This is a genomic window from Pandoraea norimbergensis (assembly GCF_001465545.3).
Lineage (GTDB): Bacteria > Pseudomonadota > Gammaproteobacteria > Burkholderiales > Burkholderiaceae > Pandoraea > Pandoraea norimbergensis.
Window position 1 is genome coordinate 4,030,567 of the sequence record NZ_CP013480.3, and the last position, 24,350, is coordinate 4,054,916.

Sequence of the window (24,350 nt, forward strand, 5' to 3'; positions counted from 1 at the left end):
CGGGTCATTCCTGACCCAGTGCCCCCGGCGGGTGAGATCGTCGCAGCCCGTGTGACGACGGCAACGACTACGGTTGCACGAGATTAAACGCGCTATCGATTTACCAGCGCACGGTCACCCCGGCCAGCCACGAGTAATCGTAGGTCTGCGGGTTGAGTCCCCGGCGATAGCCCACGTCCAGATCGAGCCACGGCTTGGGGCTGTAGATGGCACCGACAATCATGAACGCCGGGCTGGTCGGCTGTGCGAAATCGGGGTTCTGCGACGTACCGATATCGAGCAGCAGGCGAGTCGTCGGCAGCACGCGATACAGCACGGCCCCCGAGACTTTCCAGACCGTCTCGCGCACGCCCTGCCGGTTCGGTTGATACACGGCGCCGCCGTTGACAAGGAACGTCCAGTCGTCGATTTCGTATTGCGCGAGCAAGGTTGCGCCGGCGTTCACGCGACCTGTGCCGAGGCCGCGCGAGTCGTTGCCGGTCGGGAGCGTGAGGTAAGGCTTGAGGCCGAGGCTGAAGGCGCCGTCGTCATACAGCCGCCATTTCGCGCCGAGTTCCAGATCGGCGATGCCGGTCGCCGCGGTATCGGAGCGTTGTTGCACGTGGGTGTACGGCACGTTGGCGTAGAGATCCAGCGCTTCGCCGAAGCCACGCGTGAGCGTGCTGTTCCAGAGAAATTGACGGCCCGTATCGGGTTGCTTGGCGGTGGCTTCGCCATTCGTTTCGAACTGCCAGTTGCCATCGCCTTGGGTGCCCGTGTCGTCGGTCACGAGCGGATGCGCGGCGAAGGCGCTGAGGGGACAAGCCAAAGCCAGCGAGATGAGTTGCTTCTTCATGAGTCGTTCGCTCTTTTTCATGCTGCCCCACGTGCGCTGCACGGGGGCTTGTGTGGGTCACCTGCCCGCGCCCGTCCACCGGACGGACGGGCGCGGGCATGGCTGCGTGTGGTGCAGTGGTGGGTGGTGGGTGGTGGCTGCCTGAGACCTCAGCTCAGAACCAGCGGCCGAAGCGGCGGATGTAGATCGTCTTCACCGTCTGTGCGAGCGCGATGTAGCCGAGCATGGTGGCCGCCAGCCAGTAGAAGTACGAGCCCGGCAGGCTGACGAAACCGAGTGTTTCGGCAAACGGCGAATACGGCAGCCAGCAAGCGATAGCGATGGCCACGGTCGTCGAGAGCATGATCGGCAGCGCCGGCGTGCTTTGCAGGAATGGAATCTTCTGCGTGCGCAGCAAGTGCACCACGAGCGTCTGCGAGACGAGCCCTTCAATGAACCAGCCCGAATTCATGATGACCTGACCGCCACTGCCGCCGTGCAGGTGATACATCGCACCGGCACCGAAAACGGTCCACAACAGCGCATAAGTCGTGATATCGAACACCGAGGAGGTCGGTCCGATCCACAGCATGAAGCGGCGGATGTTGCCCGCGTCCCACTTGCGCGGCTTCTTGAGGAACTCGGGGTCCATGCGGTCCCACGGCAGGAACATCTGCGAGATGTCGTACACGAGGTTCTGCACGAGCAACTGCATCGCGAGCATCGGCTCCCACGGCAGGAATGCGCTCGCCACCAGCACCGAGAACACGTTGCCGAAGTTGGAGCTGGCCGTCATGTTCAGATACTTGAGGATGTTGCCGAACGTCTCACGACCCTTGACCACCCCCGCTTCGAGCACCATCAGGCTCTTTTCGAGCAGGATGATGTCGGCCGTCTCCTTCGCAATATCGGCGCCGGTGTCGACCGAGATACCCACGTCGGCATCGCGCAACGCCGGGGCGTCGTTGATGCCGTCGCCCAGGAAGCCCACCGTGTGACCGTTGGCCTGCAACGCCTTGACCACGCGAGCCTTGTGCAACGGGGCCAGCTTGGCAAACACGGTGGTGTGCTCGACGGCAGCACGCAGCGTGTCTTCGTCCATCGGCTCGATATCGGCACCCAACAACGGCGTACCGGGTTCCAGCCCGACCTCGCGGCAGACCTTCAGCGTGACGATCGGGTTGTCGCCGGTGAGCACCTTCACGGCGACGCCGTATTCACGCAGCGCGGCAATAGCCGGGGCCGCCGAGTCCTTCGGCGGATCGAGGAACGTGAGGAAGCCGCAGACCGTGAGGCCCGTCTCGTCGGACGTCTTGTATTGGGTTTTGGTCTCTCCGGCCGGAATGTCGCGCGTGGCCACGACCAGCACGCGGAAACCGTCTTCGTTATAGGCTTCGGCGCGTGCGAGCAACATGGCGCGGGCCGTATCGTCGAGCACCCGCACCCCTTGGGCAGTCTTCACATGCGTGGACACTGCCAGCATCTCTTCGACGGCGCCCTTGGTGACCATCAAATGCTCGCCACGCTCATTGGCAACCACCACCGACAAGCGCCGACGCACGAAATCAAACGGCAGTTCATCGATCTTGGCAAAGGTGCGCGGTTGCACCGATTCGCCGATCTCGTTGGCCCGGCGAATGATCGCCACGTCGATCAGATTGCGCTGACCACTCTGGTGATAGCTGTTGAGCCAACCCAGTCGCAGCACGTCTTCCTGCTCGTTGCCGACCACGTCGAGATGCTGCTCGAGAATGATCTTGTCTTGCGTGAGCGTGCCGGTCTTGTCGGTACACAACACGTCCATGGCACCGAAGTTCTGCACTGAGTTCAGACGCTTGACCACCACCTTGCGGCGCGCCATTGCCAACGCACCGCGCGCGAGGTTGGCGCTCACGATCATCGGCAGCATTTCAGGCGTCAGGCCGACAGCGACCGCCAGCGCGAACGTCAGGGCACTCATCCAGTCGCCCTTGGTCAGGCCGTTGATCATGAAGACGATCGGCACCATCACCAGCATGAAACGAATCAGCAGCCAGCTCACGCTGTTCACGCCGCGATCGAAGCTCGTCTCCACGCGCTTGTGACTGACCACGTTCTTGGCGAGCGCACCAAAATACGTGTCGCTGCCCGTGGCCACCACCACGCCAAGGGCCGTGCCGCTCACTACGTTCGTCCCCATGAAGCAGACGTTCGACAGATCGAGCAGGCTGGCGCTGTTCTTCTGAACCGGCTTGGCCGGCCCGGTATCGACTGACTTCTGGGCGACGGCGCCGAGCGTGTCGTACTTCTCCACCGGCAGCGCTTCACCAGTGAGCACCGCCTGACTGATGAACAGATCGCGCGATTCGATCAGGCGCAGGTCGGCCGGAATCATGTCCCCTGCCTGCAACGTCACGATGTCGCCCACGACAAGCTCGCGCATGGCGACTTCGTGACGCTCCGGCTTACCCGACGACACCACGCGGCGGCGGACGCTCGCGGTGGTGCGCACCATCGCTTTGAGTTTCTCGGCGGCACGCAGCGAATGGAACTCGGTAAAGAACCGCAGCAGGCCGCTGATGGTCACCATCGTCAGCAGGATGATGATGCTCTTGAAATCCCGGTCATCGGGATCGGCGAAATAGACATCGGTGAAGAAGCTGATCGTGGCGAGCACGAGCAGCACCATCACAAACGGATTGTTGAAGGCGCGCAACAACTGCACGGTCCAGTGCGGTGGCTTGTCGTGGGCGATCTCGTTGGGGCCGTAGCGCGTGTGGCGCTGCCCGACTTCGGCGAGCGTGAGGCCGCGCAGGTCGGTGCCGAGGGTGTGGAGCATGTCGTGCAGCGGCTCGGTGGCGAGCTTGGCGACGGCATCTGGGCCGGTAATGGCGCGCTCGGTGGCTGTCGGATGATCGACAAAGCCACGCTGTTTCTGGCGCGAGCGAAGGTTCTTGTTCATAACGATTTCCTGGGCGCGGCTTACGCTGACATGGCGGCCGGCCAGGGTCGTCAGGCGCTACCGGACGTCTATCGAGTCCCGGAAAAAGCGCGCACGTCCCCCGCCGCGCCGCGCGGCGCGCGGTCGGTGATAAATGGGTGCTACCGTTGCAAGGCTGTGGTCGCCCGCCGGAATCCCGCACGCCCCGCGTGCGGCCCCGACGGGCGCTATTCGACTACTTCCATCGTCCATATCGGACTCCTTATGATCGTTGGCTCGCCATCATCGGCGGCGCGTAGCCGCCCGAGACGAACTGCAATGGTTTGAAAAGAAAGCTCAGGCCGGGGCGGCAAAACCCGCCATGCCCCCGGCAGCAGGATGAGAAACAGGACCGTTAGCGGCACGATCAGCGCGATCGGGACGATTGGCGTCGTCCGACCAGAACACGCGGCGCACGCTGTTCTCGCCCGACAGGCGCATGACCAGCGCCGTGAGCGACGCACGCGAGGCCTGCGAGCAATCAAGCGTGACGGTGGCCGAGGCCACGTCGCGGTCGCTCCAGCGCGTGATGCTGACGTGCGTGGCCCGCAGACCGAGCGCGGTGAGATCGGTGAACATCTGCTTGCGAAGCGTATTGAGGGCTTCTGCCAGGCAGACGATGGTCAGACGCGACACCGGCGTGGTGCGCGTGGGCTGGCTTTGAAAAGCCTGAAATGTTTGAAAAGCGCGCATGGTTTCCTCGCATGGCTGCGAACGCCCGTGCCGCAAGCGACAGGGCGAGTCGGCACACACGCGCGCACTCGTGGGCTAATGCAAATGCGAAGGCAAATGCAAAGCACGCAACGACAGCGCCCAGCATGGGCACGACGGTAGAAATTTCTGCGGGAATGGCGCCGGAAATGATGACGTTCAGACGAACGTAGATGGCGCGCTAGACACCGCATCCTGCATGAGGACGCGGCACAGGGAAGGCTGTGGATCCTCAGGCAATCAGTCGATCAAAGGTCGACTACAACTGGCATCAGAATTCACGAACAAACCCCTTGGATGGAAGACAGGGCGGATAGTAGCCGAGCCCTAAATGCACCGTCAAGCATTAATTTCTGCGTACCCCATCGCACTCCGAACTTCCCGCTCAAGGCCGTGCGACGGGCTTCCCGGGCATTTCATCAGATCCCGCTTCCCGCACACGCTCAAGGGTCTTTCATTGACGGGAAATTTCCCATCTGTTATTAATAATGATTATCATTAACATTCCTTGAGCATTCGTTTCAACTGCTGCATGACCTGCCAGTGTTCTCGCTGGACCAGCGTGTCGTGAGTGGACCGAACATCAGGCTGGATCATGCAAACGTCGGGCACCCTCCTCCCTTCCACTGTCGAGTTGCTTTACAGCAACCATCACTCATGGCTCAAGGGTTGGCTGCACCGGCGTCTGGGCAGTGCCGAACAAGCGGCGGATATCGCGCACGACACCTTCGTGCGACTGCTCGGCAGTGAACGTGTGCCCGCAGCCTTCGATGAGCCGCGTGCTTATCTCACGACGGTTGCGCAGAATCTCGTATCCAACCACTGGCGGCGCGAAAAGCTCGAGCGCGCCTATCTCGAAGCGCTCGCCCAAGTCCCGCGTGAAGTCGAATGGTCGCCCGAAACACGCGCCATGCTGCTCGAAACCCTGATCGAACTGGATCGTCTGCTCGACGGCCTGCCCACCATCGTGCGGCAGGCTTTTTTGCGTTCGCAGCTCGACGGACAGACGCATGCGCAAGTGGCCGATGCGCTGGGTATCTCGGTGCCCACGGTCAAACGGTATCTCGCGAAAGCCTTGCAGCGCTGCTACTTCGCCGACCTGTCCTTTATCGGATGATCGCCGCATGAGCGCCATGTCTTCCGCTTGGTATGAGGCCACCCGAGGGGCGGCGACGGTGCCTGCGCACGTTGCCGAGCGCGCCGTCGAGTGGCTGATCGAACTCCAGAGCGACGACGTGTCGCCTGCGGTCATCGCCGCTTGGCACCAATGGCGCAATGCGCACCCCGATCACGAGCGCGCATGGAAGCGCATCGAGTCGGTCAAAGGCAAATTGCAACCGCTCGCCTCGCCCGTCGAAGCGAGCATCGCGCAGGCGGCACTGGCGACCCCTGCCTCCCCTGCCCGGCGACGCACCGTCAAGACGCTCGCCGTGCTGTTCTTTGCCGGCAGCGGCGCATGGGGTGTCATGCACTCGTCGCCGTGGCAGCGATGGTCGGCGGACTACCGCACGAGCGTCGGCGAGCGGCGCACGCTGATGCTCGCCGACGGCACCCGGCTGGTGATGAATACCGGCAGTGCGGTCGATATCGTCTTCACCGAACATGAACGGCGCGTGCGACTGATGGCGGGCGAGGTGCTGATCACCACAGCCCCCGATAAGCACGAGCCTGCACGGCCCTTCCTCGTCGAAACAGCGCAGGGCACTGCGCGTGCACTTGGCACCCGTTACACCGTGCGCGAATGGGACGGCGGCACGCACGTAAGCGTGTATGAGGGTGCCGTCGAAATCCGGCCCAGCCGAAGCCCATCGCGATCCCTCGTGCTGCGCGCGGGGCTGCATGCAAGCTACACGGGCGACGCCATTTCTGCACCGATTGCCGTACCGAGTACCGAAGCGACATGGGCCGAAGGCTTCATCGTCGCGCGCAGCATGCGGCTGGCCGATTTCGTGGCGGAACTGGCGCGCTACAGCGACACGTCGCTCACCTGCGATCCGCGCGTCGCCGACCTGCGTGTCTCCGGGTCGTTTCCGCTCGACGACGTCGGCAAAGTGCTCGACACCCTCGGCACGACGCTTGCCGTGCGCACCGATTCAGTGACGCGCTTCTGGGGCGCGCGCGAGATCCGGCTCGTGCCGGCGTGACCCGGTGACTAGCCCGATGACTTGCGACCGTTGCCAGCAGCGCACGCCTGCCGACCGTCATTCGCAAAATATTTTGAAAAAAAGTGATCCGTTTCGACATTTCGCGGGTCATGGAGGACGAGCACCAACACTCTTCTTCCACACGAAAGGTCAGATCATGGGTCACGTTCGGGGACGGCAACACCAGCCGAGCCAACCACATTGGGTACTTCGCCGCACGCGGCTGGCATGTGCGCTGGGGCGCATCGTACTGGGCACGGCCGTCGCATCGCCCGCGCTCGTCCTGCCGTTCTCGGCACACGCGCAATCGTCATCGACACAGGCCGCTCGCGCTTACGACATTCCTGCGGGCACGCTGGAAGATACGCTGAGCCGTTTCGGCCGCGACGCCGGCATCATGCTCTCGTTCAAGCCCGAGGTCACCGCCGGTCGCCACAGCAGTGGCCTGAAAGGCACGTATACGCCGCGTAACGGCCTCGAAGCACTCGTGGCAGGCACGGGAGTGGAAGTCGTCCCGCAATCGAACGGCAGCTTCCTGATCCAGCCGGCGGCACATGCCGGCGTGGCCGACACTGCCGCCATGCTGCCCACGACCCACGTCACGGCAAGCTACGACAACGGCCTGCAACCCGCCTACGCCGGCGGCCAGATCGCGCGCGGCGGCAGTCTCGGCATTCTCGGCTCAGCCGATGCCATGGACGTGCCGTTCAGCACGATGAACTACACCGAGCAGATGGTGCGCGACCAACAGGCCCGCACCCTCGCCGACGTGGTCATCAACGAATCGTCGGTGCGCATGCTGACCTCCAGCGGCGGCTTCGGCGAAGACTTCCAGATTCGCGGCTACACCGTATCGAGCAGCGACGTGGGCCTGAACGGCCTCTACGGCATGGCGTCGGCAAGCCGTGTACCGGCGGCCATCGTCGAGCGCGTGGAAGTGCTCAAGGGCCCGGGCACGCTGATGAACGGCATCGGCCCGAGCGGCAGCATCGGCGGCGCGATCAACGTCGTCACCAAGCGCGCGGGCACGGAACCGCTCACGCGTCTGACGACCACCTTCCAGAGCAAGGCGCAGCTTGGCGTAGAAGCCGACGTAGGCCGCCGTTTCGGTGAACAGCAGGAATGGGGCATTCGCGTCAACGGTGTCTACCGTAACGGCAAGACCACGCTCGACGACGGCAAGCAGAACGTCGGCGTCGGCTCAGTCGGCCTCGACTACACGGGGCAACGCCTGCGCTGGTCGCTCGATGTTTATACGCAGCACGAAGGTACCGACAACTTCCGCCCGCAGGTTGGCTTCCAGTCGTCGGTCACCAAGATTCCCGATGCGCCGTCCGGTTATCGCAACTTCTATCCGGGCAGTGAGCTGCATCTGCACGACTCCGCCGTCACGACGCGACTCGAATACGACGTCCTGCGTAACGTGACGGTGTGGGGCGCGGTGGGCTACCACTACGCCACGGCCTACCAGACGTTCCCGATCGGCGGTGCCGACTCGTTGGGCAACATGAACGTCACGAATTCGTACTACGACTCGTACACGCGCTCGCGCACGGCAGATGTTGGGGCACGCGCCAATTTCAAGACGTTCGGGATCGGCCACACCGTGACCGTACAGGCCAGCCGTCTTGAGCAGGACTCGGGTAACGCGTACGTGCCGGGCACGACCTCGGTCGCCTCGAACATCTACAACCCGGTTCCGCTGCCGCCCGTCGGCGCGGCACGCACCGACCCGAAGAAGGCGTCCGAGTCGGCGCTCACGAGTTTCGCCATCACCGATACGCTGTCGTTCCTGAACGATCGTGTGCTGCTCACCGGCGGCCTGCGTCAGCAACGTGTCGCGCTCGACAACTTCAACACCACGAGCGGTGCCCTGTCGTCGAGCTACGATCAGAGCGCCGTCTCGCCGCTGGCGGGCATCGTGCTCAAGCCGCTGCAAAACGTCTCCGTCTACGCAAACTTCACCTCCGGGCTGTCGCGCGGCGGCGTCGCGCCGGTCGGCACGGTCAATGCCGGGCAGGTCTTCCCGCCGTTCAAGTCGAAGCAGTACGAAGCGGGAGTGAAGGCCGACTGGGGCACCGTCACGACGATGTTGTCGGTGTTCCAAGTACAGCGCCCGAACTCGGTCACCGACCCGGCCACGCGCGTGTACAGCTTCGACGGCGAGCAACGCAACCGTGGCATCGAACTGTCGGCTTACGGCGAAGTGATGAAGGGCCTGCGCCTGATGGCAAGCGCCACCTTCTACGACGCCAAGCTCACGAAGACGGCGGGTGGCGTGAACGACGGCAACGACGCCAACGGCGTGCCCAAGCGCGCGTTCAACTTCGGCGTGGACTGGGATACGCCGTGGGTACAGGGCCTCTCGCTCTCGGGCCGCATCATCAACACGTCACGCATGTACTTCAACGCGGCCAACACACTTGAGCTGCCGGCATGGACGCGCTACGACATCGGCGCCCGCTACCGCACCCGCGTGGCGGGCAAGTCGGTGGTGTTCCGCGCCAACGTCGAGAACCTGTTCAATTCGAATTACTGGCTCATGAGCGGCACCTACGCCACCGTGGCCGCACCGCGCACGGTGCTGCTGTCCGCACAGATCGACTTCTGAGGACGATGGCTGTCATGCATCGCCTCGCTTTTAAGGAAACCGTAATGAAAAAGACTGTTCCGCACGCCATCGCCCTGCTCGCCGCCGGTGCCTTCACCGCATTCTCCGGTGCCGCCCAAGCGCATCAGATCTGGATCGAACAGCCCGCCGGTCAGAATGCCGTGATCCGCTTTGGCGAATTTGGCGAGAACCTGCGTGAAGCGTCGCCGGGCCTGCTCGACAAGTTCGTGGCGCCGAGCGCGACGCTCACGTCGGCATCGGGCGCGAAGACCGCCGATGCGACCAAGTCGGCTGACGGCTTCACGCTGCCGTTCAAGGCCACGGCCGGTGAAACGCTGGTGGCCGAAGACGCCAAGTACCCGTTGTTCACGTTCAAGCGCGACGCTCAGGAAGTCACCAACTGGTACCGCCCGGCGGCACGCCTCGTGACGGACTTCTCGGCGCAGAAGCCGCAACTGCCGCTCGATCTGGTGCCCGCAGGCAAGCACGGCGAGTTCCAGCTGTTCTTCCAAGGCAAGCCGCTCGCGAAGACGAAGGTGTCGCTGGTCACGCAATCGGGCTGGGCTAAGGAAGCCCACACCGACGCACAGGGCCACGTGAAATTCGATATGCCGTGGAAGGGTGTGTACGTGGCCGAAGTCAGCCACACCGACAAGACGCCGGGTGAGCGCGCAGGCGTCAAGGGTGCCGAACGCTATCAAGGCGTGAGCTACGTGACCACCACCACGTTCGTGCAAGCCGACGGCGTCGAGCCGATTCCGGCAGGCCCGGCAGCAACGCCGAATAAGTAAGCGGTTCGCATCATGGCTCAGGTTCGCAGCAGTGCCGGTCTCTTTCGCGTCGGCGCACTCATCTCCCGCATCGTGGCCGCCATGCTTGGCGGCTATGCCATCGCGGCGCTCGCCAGCGTGGCCGTCCTCGCCTTGCCGATGGACAAGTCGCAGGCCGTGATTACCGGCATGCTCGCCAGTTTCGCGATCTATGCCGGGGCGGTGGTGTGGGTGTTTGCTGTGCGCAGTGCGTGGCGAGCCTGGGCAGGTCTCATTGTCGTGGCTGCACCGCTCGCGCTGGCCGCGTGGGCGGTGTCGGCAGGCGTTACCGGGGGTGCCGCATGACGGCCGCGAAGAAAACCGTGGATGCGGTGAATACCGGCCGAGGTATCCGTCAGACCATGTCCGACCTGCATACATGGGCGGGCCTGCTGGTCGGCTGGCTGCTGTATGCGATGTTTCTCACGGGCACCGTGAGTTACTTCAAAGACGAAATTTCGCAGTGGATGCGCCCGGAAGTGCCGCACCAGCAACAGGCGCCCGACGTTGCCGCCGTCGCACAGAGTGTCGCCGACCGGCTCTCGACGCTTGCGGCCGACAGCCCGCAGTGGAGCGTGTATCTGCCGACGGAGCGCAACCCGGTTGCCAATGTGTTCTGGCGCAACGCGCCCGCCCCCAAGGTCCCCGGCGCGACGGGCGCTACCGCTACGCGCCGCGCCTTCGATGAGGCGACGTTCGATCCCGCGACGGGACAAATACTCAAGGCGCGCGATACGCTGGGCGGTGAATTCTTCTACCGTTTCCACTTCCAGTTCCACCCGTTGCCGGTGCTGTGGGGACGTTGGCTGGCAGGTTTTTGCGCGATGTTCATGCTGGTGGCGATCGTCAGCGGCGTGATCACGCACAAGAAGATTTTTATCGATTTCTTCACGTTCCGATGGGGCAAAGGGCAACGCTCATGGCTCGACGCGCATAACGCGCTGTCGGTCTTCGGCCTGCCCTTCCATCTGATGATTACGTACACCGGGCTCGTCACGCTCATGGCGATGTACATGCCATGGGGCGCGCAAGTCGCGATCAAGACCCCCATGGACCGTGCGCAGATGAACGGGCAACTCAGTGCGTTCCCACCGCCTGCGAAGGCCACCGGCGAGAAAACCCCGCTGGCGCCCATCGACGCGATGGTGCGCGAGGCACAGGCACGCTGGGGGAAGGATGACGTTGGCCGCGTCACCGTGACGCAGCCGGGCGATGCGGCCGCGCGCGTGGCCGTCACCCGCGGCGAAACATCGCGCGTGTCGATGAGCCCGCAATACCTGCTGTTCAACGGCACGACAGGAAAGCTGATCGAGACACACGATTCGGTCGGCGCGGCGGCCGAAACGCGCGGCGTCATGTACGCGCTGCATCTGGGCCGGTTCAGCGATCTGCACCTGCGCTGGTTGTACTTCCTCGTGAGTCTCGGCGGCACGGCAATGGTCGGCACCGGCCTCGTGATGTGGACGGTCAAGCGCCGGACACGGCTGCCCGACCCCACACGCCCGCACTTCGGTTTTCACGCGGTCGAGCGCCTTAACATTGCCGCCATCGCGGGCCTGTCGATTGCGATGACGGCCTATCTGTGGGGCAACCGGTTGCTGCCAGTGAGCGCCTCCGGGCGAAGTGCCACCGAAGTCGATCTGTTCTATTGGGTCTGGGCTGCGACGCTGCTGTACGCGCTTGTGCGTCCGGCAAAACGGGCGTGGGTCGAGTTGCTGTGGATTGCCGCCGCTGTGCTCGCTTTGCTGCCGATTGCGAATGCCCTCACGACGTCGCGCGGCTTGTGGCACAGCCTCGCCGCAGGGGACTGGGCGTTTGCCGGTGTCGATCTGATGTTGTGGGTTTTTGCCGCGTTGCATGCGTGGCTTGCCGTGCGCACCGCACGCCATCGGCCGAAGACGAAGCCCGTACGACGCAAGCCTGCCGCACCCGTCGCATCGCCGACGCCGGCGGCGTCCCCATCGGATGTGCCGGTCAACGCCACGTTGAATGAGGAGCGTGCGTGATGCATCTCACCACCTTCCTCATTTGTCTGGCGGGCTTTGCCGCCTTGGCGCTGGCGACAGAGCGCCAGCAGCAGACGTTCTTCAACGGCACGCTCTCGCGCTCGCGGACTCGGCGGCTACGGATTGCGGGATGGGGCGCGTTGATCGTGGCGCTGGCCGTGATCGTGACGCGTCAGGGCTGGGGGATGGGATTGGTGAACTACAGCGGCCAGACCAGCGCAGCGGCCGGTCTGGTGTATCTCGCCCTCATTGTGGGCGAGCGCCGCCGGTAGCTTATTCGTTCTCTTCGAAGTAGTGCCCGAACTTGACCTGCTTGGTGCGGATGTAGCGTTCGTTCTCTTCGCGCACCGGCACGTCAAGCGCCACGCGTTCGCACACGGGAATGCCGTGTTTGACGAGCGTGTCGAACTTCTTCGGATTGTTGCTCATCAATCGCACCGAACTCACGCCCAGAATGCGCAGAATAGCGGCGGCCGAGTCGTACTCGCGGGCATCGTCGGGCAAGCCGAGATCGAGGTTAGCCTCAACCGTATCGCGCCCCTGCTCTTGCAGCAAATAGGCGCGAATCTTGTTGCTCAGGCCGATACCACGGCCTTCATGGCCGCGCAGATACAGCATGACGCCCCGCCCTTCGGCCGCGATCTTGCGCATGGCCGCGTCGAGCTGTTCGCCGCAATCGCAACGGTACGAGCCGAAAACGTCGCCCGTCAGGCATTCGGAGTGCAGGCGCACCAGCGGTGCCGGCGTATCGTCCGTGATATCGCCCGCGACATCGCCCATCACCAGCGCGAGGTGTTCGTTATCGCTGTCTTTGACGCGAAACGCATGCGAAGCGAAAGTACCGTAGCGGGTAGGCAGGGTCGCCGTGGCGACGAGCGTGACGCATTCACCGGCGTCGTGGGCCGGTGCGGGGGAGGCAGAACCAGGGGACTTCATGGTGTCGTTCAAACGGGCAGAAATCTGAGAAGCGCCGACAGGAAAAACAGGCGTGTCGCAGGAGTGTACCGCCATTTGAAAATTTCGGCCGACGGCGGCTTCGCAGCCCCGAAGCACTGCGGCCTCCCCCGTGCAGCCCATGCCACGGGGGAAGGCAGCGTCGCCGGGTCAGCTTCCGCTCAATAGTCGGCCCGCAAGGTGAGCATGAAGTTGCGGCGCTGGCCGTACTCGCCGTAGAACGTCGACGGCACCCGCGCGTAATACTCGCGATCGAACAGATTGTTCACGTTGAACTGGGCTTCAAGGCGACGGTTAAAGCGATAGGCCACCATTGCATCCCACACCGCATAGCCGCCCTGCACGGCGCCCACCGTGCGATACGTCGCGCTTTGCACCCGCATGCCACCGCCCAGACGCAGCCCGTTCAACATGCCGTCCGAGAAGCGATACGTCGTGTACAGCTTGAACAGGTGCTGCGGCTCCTCGCCGTCTAGCGACTGACCGGCCTGTTGCGGGTCGTTCTCGAAGCGCGAGTTCAGCAGCGTGTAACCGGCATAGACGTTCCAGTTGCGCGTGATCTGACCGTTCACTTCGGCTTCCCAGCCCTGACTGCGCGCCGAGCCTGCCGCCACCGACCCCGTCGGATGCAGCGGGTCGGCCACGGCGCGGTTGACGTCGGTCATGCGGAACGCCGCCACGGTCGCATTCAGACGGCCATCGAGAAACGCGCCCTTCATCCCGATTTCGTACTGCTGCCCCTCACGCGGCGCCAACCCCTGACCGTCGAACGTGGTCGCCGTTTGCGGCGCGAAGATCTTCGAATAGTTGAAGTACGCGTTGATCTGCGGCGTAATCGCCAGCACGACGCCGCCATACGGAATGAACTTGTGATTCGCGCGCGACGTGGTGGTCCATGGCGTCTCTGTCGGGATCAGGCTCTGGCTCTGCTGCTGATACCACGCCTCGCGTCCACCCAGCACGACGGTGAGCGGGTCAAGCACGCGTAGGCGCGCCTGACCGTACACGCCGAACTGCTGCATCCGCAGGTTATTGCCGTAGTCGAACGGAATTGTCGGCTCGACGCTAGGCGGCGCAAATACGCTGAAGTTGCCCAGACTCTCGTAGCCCGAGAGGCTGCGCTGCTGCGTCATCTGATAGTTCACACCGGCCAGCCACTCATGCTTTCGCCCGAACGCCTCGACCGGCCCCGAGAGATGCGAGTCGACGCCGAACAGGTTGTTCTCCATGCGCTGCGACTGCCCGGCGTAGTTGGCCGTCAACGTCACCGGGTTGATGCCCGGCCCAAGATAGGCGTACTTGCTGTTGCTCAACAGATGCCGGTAGTTGACCGTCGTCGTGGAGACGACACCGCCGTCGAAGCGGTGCTCAAGCTTTGCGTTGCCCTCCTGCATCGCCGTCCAGCTGTAGTTCCAGTCCGGCGAGAAGTTGGAATTAACCGGCGCCTTCAAGAACTGACGGTTGGTCAGCAGCGACTGGCCGTAGTCGAACGCGTCGAGCGGGTTGACCTGATACGAGCCCGAGAGCGAAAGCAGCGTGCGTGGCGTGAGATCGAATTCGAGCGCCCCATACGCCAGAAACTTGCGCTCGCTCGCCCGCGTGATCGACTTATTGCCGGTGTCGCCAGTGAGCACCGCGCGGCCGCGAATCGTGCCGCTGTCGTTGAGCGGACCGGTCACGTCGATCATCTGACGGTAGTGCGCCCACGAACCGAGGGACGTCTCGCTGCGCACGGCAAACGTGTCGCCCGGGCGCTTGCGCACCAGATTGACGGTGCCGCCCGGCTCGCCCGTGCCATCGAGCAACCCGGCCGGGCCGCGGAAGACTTCCACACGGTCGTACATCGACAGATCGAACTGCGGCTGGTACTGAATGCCGCTCAGAATCGACACCCCGTCGAATTCCACGCCGACGTTATATCCCCGCGCATTGAAGTAGTACGTGCCGTCGCCATAGTTCACTGCCGTGATGCCGGTGGTGTATTGCAGGGCGTCCGACACCGAGGTCATGGCCTGATCGTCCATGCGCGCGCGGGTGACGACCGACACTGAATTCGGAATGTCCTTGAGTGCCTGCTGCGTCTTGCCGATGGTGGTCGTCGACGTGCCGTACGAATCGGTCCCTTCGGTCTGCGCATCGCGCTGGGCGTTGACGGTCGCGGCGGGCAGCGCGGCGTCGGCGCCTGCGGGTGCCGTCGCGGTCTGCGCCTGCGCGGCTGCCGTGAACATCAGCATGGCGAGTGCCATGGGCGTATAGCGAAACGCGCGGTGCGACTGCCCTGCCCTCGCACCGTCAGTGATACGGCCCCGAGCCGCGCGGTGAGGTTTCTGGTTCTGATTCGTTTGCATCGTTGACAACACTTCCCCTTGTTGCCGGCCTCTGCCGGCGATCGATGATTCGTGACCCTAGGGTCTGACGGGTATGACGGGTGTTTTGTAGTGGACGGCCGCGCCAGCCCCCGATGGGCTAAATCCCGCTACACTGGCGGGAAATATCGCAAATGAGACTCATTACTAAATTTGCGTGTGGTCCGGCGCAACACATTGATGGCTATGGAGAATATCGGGTTAAGAAAAAGCAAGGACGACAATAAATATCGAATTTTTGACATTCAGCGTCCGATTGACGACACCCGAAAACAGCAACCGGCATGAACGATTTTTTGCGCAAGCGATTCCCCGATTCGGTGCGTCCACTGCCTCGCGATGTCTATGCGCAGGTGACGACGTATCGCCATGGCGAGCGACTGATCTGGCACCGTCACCGGCACGGTCAACTGGTGTTTCCCGTGCGCGGCGTGGTGCGCGCGCTCACCCCGCTCGCCATCTGGACACTGCCGCCGACGCGCGCGTTGTGGCTGCCCTCAGACGTCGAGCACGAACTGCACGCGGTCGGCGACACGCAGATGTGCAACGTCTACTTCGAGCCCAAGCATTTTCCGTGGGACTGGACCCGGCCCAACGTAATTGCGGCCACACCGCTCATTCGCGAATTGGCGGCGACCGTCGGCCGCGAAGGCGACAGCTACGGCCCCACGAGCCGCGCCGCGCTGTCGGTGCCGCCACTCATGGGGGTGCTGCGCGAGACCGTGGCGACGCCCGAGCGTGGCGTGCCAGTGCCACGCGACGCGCGGCTGCAAGCGATTTGTGAGCACCTGATGAACGACCCCGGCAGCAAGCTGACGCTCGACTTCTGGGGAGAGCAGTTCGGGGTAAGCGGGCGCACGCTGGCCCGTCACTTTCAGGCGGAGACAGACATGACGTTCGTCACGTGGCGTCAACACCTGCGCGTGGCGGAAGCTATTTCGCAACTGGCGCAAGGCGCGTCGGTGGCCGCCACAGCGGATGCGTTCGGCTACGCCAGTGCGAGTGCATTCATCGTGATGTTCAAGCAGATCACGGGGCGCACCCCGCAGCGCTATCTGGCTGACGCGTGATGTCCCTGCGGGAGACGTCAGCCTTCAGCGCGCGTAGCTCACCGGCATGCCGCCGTCGGGATTGGGCAGCACGCCCATCGGCACACCGTAGATGGTTTGCAGCGTGACTGGCGACATCAGTTCCGCCGGCGTGCCGCGCGCAATCGGCTTGCCTTGCTTGAGCGCCAGCAGCGAGTCGCAAAACCGCGCGGCCATGTTCACGTCGTGCAGCACGATCACCACACCCAGGCCATGCGTGTCGGCCAGTTCGCGCACAAGTTTGAGCACATCGAGTTGATGCGCCACGTCGAGCGCCGACGTCGGCTCATCGAGCAACAGGCATTGCGCTTGCTGCGCCACGAGCATAGCGAGCCACACACGCTGGCGTTCGCCGCCCGAGAGCGACTCGACCAGCCGGTCGGCAAACACCGACACGTCAGTCTGCGCCATCGCGTTCTGCACGGCGTCATGGTCCTTCGCATCGAAACGACCGAGTGCACCGTGCCACGGATAGCGCCCCAGCGCGACCAGTTCGGCCACCGTCATCCCGGCAGCCGCCGGCGGTTGTTGCGGCAGATACGCCACCCGGCGCGCAAACTCGCGCGCGCCCCATGACGACAGCGCTTTGCCTTCGAATTGAATCTCGCCGCTGACCGGCGAGAGTTGGCGAGCGAGCAACTTGATCAGACTGGACTTGCCTGAACCGTTGTGGCCGATCAAACCATGCACCTGCCCGCCCGCCAGTTGCAATGTGAGCGGAGCGAGCAGCGTGCGGCCTTCAACGGCGAAAGCGACCTCGCGTAGGTCGAACATCGGAGTATCAGTCATGAGCGTTCAGGGGGTGCCGTGCCGGTGGCATCGGTGAAATCGGTCGGATGAAGCGACTGGGGCGGCTGCGGCGCACGAAGCTGCCCGTAGTCGAGTTGAATCAGGCGATCGGCGAGATCGAAGTAACGATCGTCGTGCGTGATGACGAGCACCGTCTTGCCGCGCGCCTTGAGCGCAGGCAGCATCTGCCGATAGAACACGTCCTTGAAGAGCGGGTCTTGATCGGCAGCCCACTCGTCGAAAACGTAGAACGGACGGTCTTCCAGATACGCGACCAGCAGCGCGAGCCGTTTGCGCTGCCCTTGTGAAAGGTCGAGCGTCGAGAAGCGGCCGTCTTCAATCGTCACCTTGTGATCGAGTTGCAGCGCCTTGAGCAGTGCGCTCGCCTGCGCATCCAACCCATCGGCAGGCAAGCCAAGCAGATGTTCGAACAGGAAGAAGTCGCTGAACACCACCGAGAACCGTTGGCGATAGCGGTCCCGCCCGGCTTCGTCCACCGGTACACCATCGACGGTAATTCGGCCTTGCTCAGGGGCATACAGCCCCACGATCAGCTTGGCGAGCGTGGTCTTGCCGCTACCGTTGCCGCCGACCAGATACACGAGTTCGCCCGGCCGGAACGTCAGGCTGATCGGGCCCAGCGTGAACATCTCGTTCTCTTGCTCGCGATAGTAGCGATGCGTCACACCTTCGAGCGCAATCTCGTCGAACGCGGGCGCATCGGGCACCGGTACCGCCGGGAGCAATTCACGCGGCAGTTCGCTTTCGACTTGTGCGATCCGCTCGAACGCCACCCGCGCCGTGCCCAGTGCGGGCAACGACGAAAGCACGCCTTCGATCGGCATAATCATGTACAAGAACACCAGCGCGTAGCCCGACACCACGGCTGGCGGCAGGTCGATATGGCGCAACACCACGAACAGCGTCAGGCCGATGAACGCAAAGAGGATGAAGCTGCCCCAACTGGCGGCCGCTGCATACAGCACGTACCCGCGAGTGCGCTGCACGCGCACCGCTTCGACATTCTCAGCCAGCCGCTCTTCGATGAACGCCTCGCGGCGCCCGCGATGCAGCTTCAGTTCCTTGGCACCGTCGAAGAGCGCGCGAAAGTCCTTCACCAGCGATTCTTCCCGCTTGCGCGAGCCACGCAGATGCAGCAGCGCCCGTGTGTTCGCCATGCGAAAACCCGCCGCACCAATGAGGATCGTGACCACGGCGAACACCAGTATCTGCCACGACAGATAGCCGAGATACGCGAGGCAGCCGACAATCACCGCGCCCTGCATCGCCAGCACCGGCAGGCTCACGAACAACACCACGACCGCGTCGAGATCCTGTGTCAGCACAGCCAACGCACGGGCAATGCCATGCCGCTCCAGACTGGCGTACGGCGCCGCGCCGATGCGGCGCAGCACCTGCATGCGCAGCGTCGCCTTGGCCCGCTGGCCGAGCGACATGAAGAGCGTTTGCGACAGCGCACGCGTCACCAGCACGAGCACGCCGAGGCCGAGAAATTGCAGCCCAAGGGTGCCCAACTGCTCATGCGACGCCGTGAGCGCCTGATTGATGAGGGCCACGAGACCGGCGTTGCCGAAGCCGCTCACAAGACTGCCGATGAACGCGATGGACAGCGGCCATCGGGATGAACGCACCAATTGCCAAAACAAGGACATAGGAGGGGGACCTCTCTCTTTTCTTATGGTTTTATGGGGACTTCAGGCCACCTGACGGCGCAGGTGCCACAACAAATACGGTGCGCCGATCAGCATGGCGAGCACCCCCGCAGGCAACTGCTGCGGGAACATCAGATTGCGGCCGAGCCAGTCGGCCACGATCATCAGCAGCGCGCCCGACACGCCCGCTGCCACTGCCTGCGAACGCGCCTTGCCGAAACCGGCCATACGCGCCAGATGCGGGGCCAGCAGGCCGACAAACGACAATGGCCCGATGACAAGCGTTGCCACAGCACTGAGTACCGCCGCCAAACACCAGATCCACAGGCGCGCCCGGCGCACGTTCAGGCCGACCGCTCGTGCCGTCGCATCGCCCATCGGCAACAGATCGAGCCAGCGCGATGCCAGACACGTCAGCACCAGACCCGCGATGGCGGCCAGCGCCGCGCCTGCCGCGATACCCGGTCCGACGATGTAGGTGAGCCCCAGCATCAACGAGCGCAGCAGGAATGAATTCGCATTGCCGCTGGCGGTGGCAAGCGCCACGAGTGACTGCGCCATGCCCGAGATCGCCACGCCCGCCAGCAGCATGCGCGTGGGCGAGAAGCCACCACTGCGCCCCAGCCAGAGCATGACCGCCAGACTGATCGCGGCCCCGGCGAATGCCGCGCTGAACAAGGTCGTCGCCGCCGGACCGCTCACGGTCCACGTCAGAATCAAGACGCCTAGCATCGCCCCGCCGCTCACACCCAGCAATTCGGGGCTGGCCATCGGGTTGCCGCTCACGCGCTGCAACAGCGTGCCGGCCAGCGCCAGCGTCATGCCTGCCGCCGCCGACGCGACAAGTCGGGGCAAGCGCCACGGCAGCGCGTCTGCCCACTGTGTGCCGTTCAGCCATTGCCAGCCGTCCAGCGTGCGGCCGGTGTGCAGCGCAATCCACACGAGCGCCAGACCGCCGGCAAGCGCCAGCGCGAGCCAGCGCCAACGATGACGGGCACGCACCGGTGGCGCAGCGTCCGGGGAGGTAATCTCGCCGGCACGCGTGCGCCGAAGCAGCCACAACAACAGCGGCCCGCCAAAGAGCGCCGCCGCCGCGCCCGTCGGAATCACCGCGCCATCGAGCAATGGCAGGCATTGCACGACCTGATCGGTGAAGACGAGCAACAGCGCACCGATCATCGGCGCCCAGAGCAATTGATCCCGCAGGCGCCGTGCACCCGCCAGACGCACGAGTTGCGGGCCAGCGAGCCCAATGAAACCGATGATGCCAACCGCGCTCACGATGCAGGCCGAGAGCACCACGGCGACCGCCAGCCCGGCAGAACGAATCCACGCCACGCGTGCACCGAGTTGCCCAACGCTACGATCGTCCAGCACGAAAAGCGTGAGCGGACGAAGCAACAGCGCGGCGGCCACCGCACCGACAACCACACGGGGCAGCAACCAGAGCGTGTCGTGCCAGCCGTTCTGCACGAGCGAGCCAGCCCCCCACGCGAACACCCCGACGAGGGCGCGCTCATGCGTCATCGACAGCATGATCGTCAGACCGCCGAAGTACAGGTTGACGATCATGCCCGCGAGAATGACCGGCACCGCTGCGAAGCGGCTGCGCCACGTTAGCGCCATCACAATGCCAATGGCCAACGCCGCCCCGCCGAACGCAAGACTCGCGCGCCATGCCAGCGCGAGCGCCGGCAGCCAGATCGCCGCCGCGGCGAGCACCAGATAAGCCCCGGAGGCGACACCGAGGGTGAGCGGTTCGGCGAGCGGATTGCGCAACACCTGCTGGAACATCACCCCCGCGAGCGCGAGCCCTGCGCCCGCCAACGCCGCCATCACCAGACGCGGCAACCATGCGTAACTCACGAGCAGCGCCGACATCGCGCTAGCGGATGTCTGCCCCGTCGCATCCGTCGCGGGCACGCCATGACTGAGGGCTTGCCATACTGCGGCCGCGAACGCCGACATATCAACACCGGCAGGCCGCAGCGACGTGAACGTCCAAACGATCAGCAACAACGTGGGCAGTCCGACGATCAACGCCAGCCTGACTAAATGGCTTTCCGCACCCGTGACACGAGTGCCACGCGAGAGACCTGCCATCAGCGGCCCTTGCGAATTCGATGCGCTCATGCCGCACCTCCGGTCAGGGCTGCCGTCAGAGCATCGGCCAGACGCAGCGCCGTGGGCGTGCCGCCGGTCGGCAGCATCATCGGCAACGTACTCATGCGCCCGCCATGCACAAACGGCAACGCTTGCCAGAGCGGGCTTTGCCCCAGCATCTTCACCACCTGCGGCGACGATCCGATCAGCATGGCGCGCGCCGATGCGTCACCGCCAATCTGTGTGTAATCGACCTGCGCCATGCCTTCCGTATCGCTCGGACGACGCCATGCATTGGTCAGACCGAGCGCGTTCAGCGTGCCGCCGAAGACACTCTCGCTCCCGAACACGGCCGTCAGGCGCGTATCGATCGGCGTGATGAGATAGACCGGCCGATTCGCCGCGCCGTGTTGCGCGATGCGCGTGCGTAAGGTCGTCAGACGCGCATCCGTTTGCTCGATGAGCCGGGTCGCAGCGGCGGGCCGGGCGAGCGCTTCGCCCAGTGCCTGCACACGGCGGCGGGCGAGCAGATAGCCGTCCTCGTGACGATGCGCCGCCGGGGCGACGAACACACGGGCAATCCGCGAGAGCGAGTCGAATAACGGTGCATGCAGTGGCGTGACGACGATCAGGTCGGGCCGCAACGCCTGCACCACTTCAAAATTCGGCTGGAACAACAGACCGGTATCGACCACCGACGGCGGCATCTCCGGCGTGCCCGCCAACGCGCGATACCAAGGCGGGCGCGACATGCCCACCGGCACCACGCCGAGTGCCAGTATCTGCGCGCCCAGTCCCCAGTCCATCACGACGACGCGCGGCGTTTTACCGGCCTCCGTTGCCGCCTGTGCAAGCGTCGGCATAAGGAACGAAGCGACCGGCGGCACCAGCGCACCAACGCCAAACGCCGCCAGAAGGCGGCGGCGGGCGGCAAACGATTGTCGTTGCATCACCATTGATAACGGGCAGTCCCTAAGACAGTTCGCGTGGCGCCCCAGTAACAGAGCGACGCTGACGTGCAATACGAAACGTATTCACGGTTAAACAGGTTGTTGACGTTCACGGCGAAGCGCCACTGCTGCCAGTCGTAGTGCACGGCGGCATCGACCAGCGTGCGGCTCGGCACTTCGAACGAATTGGCGGCATCCCCCGCGGACGAACTCATGTAGCGCACACCGGCGCCGAAACCGAGATTGCGCAGCATGCCTTCGTGCAGCGTGTAGTCGGCCCACAACGCCAGGTTGTTGCGCGGCGCGATCTGCGGGCGCTTACCCTGTGCCGTCGTGCTTTGCATGACGATCTGATTCAGATACGTGTACGACGCGATCAGCATCAGGTCGCGCGTCACATTGGCACGCGCTTCCGCTTCCAGACCGCGCGAGCGGACCTCGCCGGTCTGCGTCGGGAACGTCGGGTGCGCCGGGTCGACCACACTCACGTTTTCCTGACGCAGATCGAAGGCCGACAGCCGGAACGACGCGTCATAGTTCTTCGGCTGATAGCGCACCCCGATCTCGTATTGCTTGCCCTGCGTGGGTTGCAGCGGGGCGCCCGAGAACGTCAGGCCCAGCACGGGCGCGAATGACTTCGCATAGCTGATATACGGTGCCACGCCATTGTCGAACGCGTATGACAACCCTGCCCGCCACGTGAACGCATGGTTATCGGCCTCGCTCTTTGCGCCGTTGTTGACCGAGCGCGTCGTGGCCCAGTCTTCGCGCATGCCCAGCGTCAGCACCCAACGCTGATAGCGAAGCTCGTCCTGTGCGTAGAGACCGGCCTGCGCGAGCGAATAGTCGAGGCGCGTATTCGCCGCAATGCCGTTGAGCGACGCGTAGTTCGGGTTGAACAGATTCAACTGCCCCGCGATCCCGCCACCGTACATATCGCCTTCGAGCACGCGGCGATAGTCGAAGCCGAACAGCATCGTGTGTTCCACCGGGCCGGTCGCGAATTTGGCTTGCGCATTCGTGTCGATCTGCCACTGGCTCACGTGCTCGTGATCGGTGTTGCCCCACATGTAGACCGTTCGCTGGTCCGGGTTGAAACCACTCGTGACCGACGTCTGGTAATAGTTCTGATCGATATGCAGATAGCGCGCGTTCTGCGAAATGCGCCACGTATCGTTCAACTGCTTCGCAAACTGATAGCCGAACCAGTATTGCGTGCGTTGCATGCCGTCACGCGTCGGGTCGCCGAAGTACTGATCCGGGCCAAGCCGGCCGTTCGGATTGACGAACACCGTGCCGCTCGCAGGCACCGGGTTGAACAGCCCTCCCGCCGGGTCGCGCTGATAACCGGCCAACAGCGTGAGCGTCGTGTCGCGATCGGGCTTGAAGGTGATCGACGGCGCGATGGCCAGACGTTCGTCCTTGATCGCGCTCACCTGCGTCTTCGCATCGCGCGCCAGACCGACCACGCGATACAGCACCGTACCGTCCTGATTGAGCGGCCCGCTCAGGTCGAAGCCCGCCTGATAGGTGTTGTGATTGCCGATTTGCAGCGTCACTTCGTGCTGCGCCTGCTCGGTCGGCAGCTTGCTGCTGTAGTTGACCAGCCCGCCCGGGTTGCCCTGACCGTACAGCACCGACGACGGGCCGAACATCACATCGATACGATCGAGCAGATACGGGTCGACGCGCGCCGTCGCGAAACGCGGTGACTGGAAAATCGCCAGTCCGTCGAGGTACGCGTCGAGATCGAAACCGCGTGCGCGCAACTGATCGAAGCGCACGTCGGTGCCGTCCTGCGTGTTCACACCGGTGGTGTAACGCAACGCCTGATCGATGGTGATCGCGCCCTGATCGTCCATTTGCTGCCGTGTCACGGTCGACGTGGCCTGCGGCAGCGTGAGCGTATCGGCATCGGTCTTGGTGCCCGTCTTCATGCGTTTGGCGACATAACCGCGTCCCGGGCCGCTCGGATTCTCCGCGAGCGAGGTGTCGGTCACCTGCGTCGCGGGCAGCGACGCGGTGGCATTGGCCGCGCTGCTTGCTGCACCGCTTGCCGCGCCATTCACTGCGCCACTCGCCGCATTACCGGCGCCATTGGCAGCAGATGCGCCCCCTGCTGCCGAGTCCGTATCCGCTGCCCAGCCTTGCTGTCCGAATACCGTGCTGCCAATCACCAGTGCCATGGTGGTCAGGCGTCGGGCCTGTGCCCGCTTCCCCGTATTGTTCTGAGTCACTTTACCGATCTTCCCGCGTCAGAGTCATTCCGTCTGAATGAATGCAAATAAATGAGACGCATTACTATTATCACTCGTATCCGTCCCTAAACCGCCATGGCTATTGGTAGAATACCGGGGAACTTTTTGCTGTGAA

At 63.9% G+C, this 24,350-nt stretch carries 18 protein-coding genes; 8 read left to right on the top strand and 10 right to left on the bottom strand.

What is annotated here, in order from left to right; translation table 11 throughout:
• Positions 1-100: 100 nt before the first annotated feature.
• The 3 genes from AT302_RS17700 to AT302_RS17710 form a co-directional block, all read right to left on the bottom strand.
• On the bottom strand, positions 101-835 hold the full coding sequence (locus AT302_RS17700) for a transporter (RefSeq protein ID WP_058379560.1): 735 nt from the start codon (positions 833-835) through the stop codon (positions 101-103).
• 154 nt (positions 836-989) lie between these two features.
• Entirely contained in the window at positions 990-3,755 is a 2,766-nt protein-coding gene (gene mgtA / locus AT302_RS17705; RefSeq protein WP_058379561.1) for a magnesium-translocating P-type ATPase, read from the bottom strand.
• A 315-nt stretch (positions 3,756-4,070) separates the two neighbouring features.
• Positions 4,071-4,466: a hypothetical protein gene (locus tag AT302_RS17710; RefSeq protein WP_058379562.1), complete on the bottom strand. Its 396-nt coding sequence runs from the start codon at positions 4,464-4,466 to the stop codon at positions 4,071-4,073.
• Between the two features lie 613 nt (positions 4,467-5,079).
• Here AT302_RS17710 and AT302_RS17715 point away from each other — a divergent pair.
• The 7 genes from AT302_RS17715 to AT302_RS17745 all read left to right on the top strand — a co-directional run bounded on the left by AT302_RS17715 (position 5,080) and on the right by AT302_RS17745 (position 12,326).
• Positions 5,080-5,601 (top strand): sigma-70 family RNA polymerase sigma factor, encoded by a 522-nt coding sequence (locus AT302_RS17715; protein WP_058379563.1) that lies wholly within the window; start codon positions 5,080-5,082, stop codon positions 5,599-5,601.
• Between the two features lie 7 nt (positions 5,602-5,608).
• Complete coding sequence (locus tag AT302_RS17720) at positions 5,609-6,628, top strand: FecR domain-containing protein (RefSeq protein WP_058379564.1); 1,020 nt, start codon at positions 5,609-5,611, stop codon at positions 6,626-6,628.
• A gap of 157 nt (positions 6,629-6,785) precedes the next feature.
• Complete coding sequence (locus tag AT302_RS17725) at positions 6,786-9,239, top strand: TonB-dependent receptor (RefSeq protein WP_084656306.1); 2,454 nt, start codon at positions 6,786-6,788, stop codon at positions 9,237-9,239.
• Between the two features lie 44 nt (positions 9,240-9,283).
• Positions 9,284-10,030 carry a DUF4198 domain-containing protein gene (locus AT302_RS17730; RefSeq protein WP_058379565.1) on the top strand — a complete coding sequence of 249 codons (747 nt, stop codon included), beginning with the start codon at positions 9,284-9,286 and terminating at the stop codon, positions 10,028-10,030.
• A gap of 12 nt (positions 10,031-10,042) precedes the next feature.
• Positions 10,043-10,354 (top strand): DUF3649 domain-containing protein, encoded by a 312-nt coding sequence (locus AT302_RS17735; RefSeq protein ID WP_058379566.1) that lies wholly within the window; start codon positions 10,043-10,045, stop codon positions 10,352-10,354.
• A complete protein-coding gene (locus tag AT302_RS17740; RefSeq protein ID WP_058379567.1) occupies positions 10,351-12,054 on the top strand; it encodes a PepSY-associated TM helix domain-containing protein in 1,704 nt (567 codons plus the stop codon). Before AT302_RS17735 ends, AT302_RS17740 begins: the two co-directional genes overlap by 4 nt.
• A complete protein-coding gene (locus AT302_RS17745; RefSeq protein ID WP_237171953.1) occupies positions 12,054-12,326 on the top strand; it encodes a DUF3325 family protein in 273 nt (90 codons plus the stop codon). The genes AT302_RS17740 and AT302_RS17745 overlap by 1 nt, the downstream gene beginning before the upstream one ends.
• 1 nt (position 12,327) lies before the next feature.
• On the opposite strand, the gene ribA is transcribed toward AT302_RS17745, so the two are convergent.
• Both ribA and AT302_RS17755 read right to left on the bottom strand, forming a co-directional pair.
• A complete protein-coding gene (ribA, locus tag AT302_RS17750) occupies positions 12,328-12,990 on the bottom strand; it encodes a GTP cyclohydrolase II (RefSeq protein WP_058379569.1) in 663 nt (220 codons plus the stop codon).
• A 179-nt stretch (positions 12,991-13,169) separates the two neighbouring features.
• Entirely contained in the window at positions 13,170-15,254 is a 2,085-nt protein-coding gene (locus AT302_RS17755; RefSeq protein ID WP_058379570.1) for a TonB-dependent siderophore receptor, read from the bottom strand.
• Positions 15,255-15,658: 404 nt separating this feature from the next.
• On the opposite strand from AT302_RS17755, the gene AT302_RS17760 reads away from it, so the two are divergent.
• The gene (locus AT302_RS17760; RefSeq protein ID WP_058379571.1) at positions 15,659-16,444 is read left to right on the top strand and encodes an AraC family transcriptional regulator; all 786 of its coding nucleotides are present in this window, start codon (positions 15,659-15,661) and stop codon (positions 16,442-16,444) included.
• A 24-nt stretch (positions 16,445-16,468) separates the two neighbouring features.
• On the opposite strand, the gene AT302_RS17765 is transcribed toward AT302_RS17760, so the two are convergent.
• Genes AT302_RS17765 through AT302_RS17785 form a run of 5 tightly spaced genes read right to left on the bottom strand, consistent with a single transcriptional unit; the run spans position 16,469 to position 24,214 of the window.
• Positions 16,469-17,251, bottom strand: coding sequence for an ATP-binding cassette domain-containing protein (locus tag AT302_RS17765; protein ID WP_058379572.1), 783 nt, complete (start codon positions 17,249-17,251; stop codon positions 16,469-16,471).
• On the bottom strand, positions 17,248-18,924 hold the full coding sequence (locus AT302_RS17770; protein WP_084656307.1) for a cyclic peptide export ABC transporter: 1,677 nt from the start codon (positions 18,922-18,924) through the stop codon (positions 17,248-17,250). Before AT302_RS17770 ends, AT302_RS17765 begins: the two co-directional genes overlap by 4 nt.
• Before the next feature lie 42 nt (positions 18,925-18,966).
• On the bottom strand, positions 18,967-21,057 hold the full coding sequence (fhuB, locus tag AT302_RS17775; RefSeq protein WP_058379573.1) for a Fe(3+)-hydroxamate ABC transporter permease FhuB: 2,091 nt from the start codon (positions 21,055-21,057) through the stop codon (positions 18,967-18,969).
• Positions 21,054-21,983, bottom strand: a complete 930-nt coding sequence (locus AT302_RS17780; RefSeq protein WP_058379574.1) for an ABC transporter substrate-binding protein — start codon at positions 21,981-21,983, stop codon at positions 21,054-21,056. The genes fhuB and AT302_RS17780 overlap by 4 nt, the downstream gene beginning before the upstream one ends.
• Entirely contained in the window at positions 21,977-24,214 is a 2,238-nt protein-coding gene (locus AT302_RS17785) for a TonB-dependent siderophore receptor (protein WP_237171954.1), read from the bottom strand. Before AT302_RS17785 ends, AT302_RS17780 begins: the two co-directional genes overlap by 7 nt.
• Between the last annotated feature and the right edge of the window lie 136 nt (positions 24,215-24,350).

What these genes read in the sequence shown, in the direction of transcription:
- AT302_RS17700 (WP_058379560.1), bottom strand. Translation starts at nt 835, where the DNA reads ATGAAGAAGCAACTCATCTCGCTGGCTTTGGCTTGTCCCCTCAGCGCC.
- mgtA (WP_058379561.1), bottom strand. Translation starts at nt 3,755, where the DNA reads ATGAACAAGAACCTTCGCTCGCGCCAGAAACAGCGTGGCTTTGTCGAT.
- AT302_RS17710 (WP_058379562.1), bottom strand. Translation starts at nt 4,466, where the DNA reads ATGCGCGCTTTTCAAACATTTCAGGCTTTTCAAAGCCAGCCCACGCGC.
- AT302_RS17715 (WP_058379563.1), top strand. Translation starts at nt 5,080, where the DNA reads ATGCAAACGTCGGGCACCCTCCTCCCTTCCACTGTCGAGTTGCTTTAC.
- AT302_RS17720 (WP_058379564.1), top strand. Translation starts at nt 5,609, where the DNA reads ATGAGCGCCATGTCTTCCGCTTGGTATGAGGCCACCCGAGGGGCGGCG.
- AT302_RS17725 (WP_084656306.1), top strand. Translation starts at nt 6,786, where the DNA reads ATGGGTCACGTTCGGGGACGGCAACACCAGCCGAGCCAACCACATTGG.
- AT302_RS17730 (WP_058379565.1), top strand. Translation starts at nt 9,284, where the DNA reads ATGAAAAAGACTGTTCCGCACGCCATCGCCCTGCTCGCCGCCGGTGCC.
- AT302_RS17735 (WP_058379566.1), top strand. Translation starts at nt 10,043, where the DNA reads ATGGCTCAGGTTCGCAGCAGTGCCGGTCTCTTTCGCGTCGGCGCACTC.
- AT302_RS17740 (WP_058379567.1), top strand. Translation starts at nt 10,351, where the DNA reads ATGACGGCCGCGAAGAAAACCGTGGATGCGGTGAATACCGGCCGAGGT.
- AT302_RS17745 (WP_237171953.1), top strand. Translation starts at nt 12,054, where the DNA reads ATGCATCTCACCACCTTCCTCATTTGTCTGGCGGGCTTTGCCGCCTTG.
- ribA (WP_058379569.1), bottom strand. Translation starts at nt 12,990, where the DNA reads ATGAAGTCCCCTGGTTCTGCCTCCCCCGCACCGGCCCACGACGCCGGT.
- AT302_RS17755 (WP_058379570.1), bottom strand. Translation starts at nt 15,254, where the DNA reads ATGGCACTCGCCATGCTGATGTTCACGGCAGCCGCGCAGGCGCAGACC.
- AT302_RS17760 (WP_058379571.1), top strand. Translation starts at nt 15,659, where the DNA reads ATGAACGATTTTTTGCGCAAGCGATTCCCCGATTCGGTGCGTCCACTG.
- AT302_RS17765 (WP_058379572.1), bottom strand. Translation starts at nt 17,251, where the DNA reads ATGACTGATACTCCGATGTTCGACCTACGCGAGGTCGCTTTCGCCGTT.
- AT302_RS17770 (WP_084656307.1), bottom strand. Translation starts at nt 18,924, where the DNA reads ATGTCCTTGTTTTGGCAATTGGTGCGTTCATCCCGATGGCCGCTGTCC.
- fhuB (WP_058379573.1), bottom strand. Translation starts at nt 21,057, where the DNA reads ATGAGCGCATCGAATTCGCAAGGGCCGCTGATGGCAGGTCTCTCGCGT.
- AT302_RS17780 (WP_058379574.1), bottom strand. Translation starts at nt 21,983, where the DNA reads ATGGTGATGCAACGACAATCGTTTGCCGCCCGCCGCCGCCTTCTGGCG.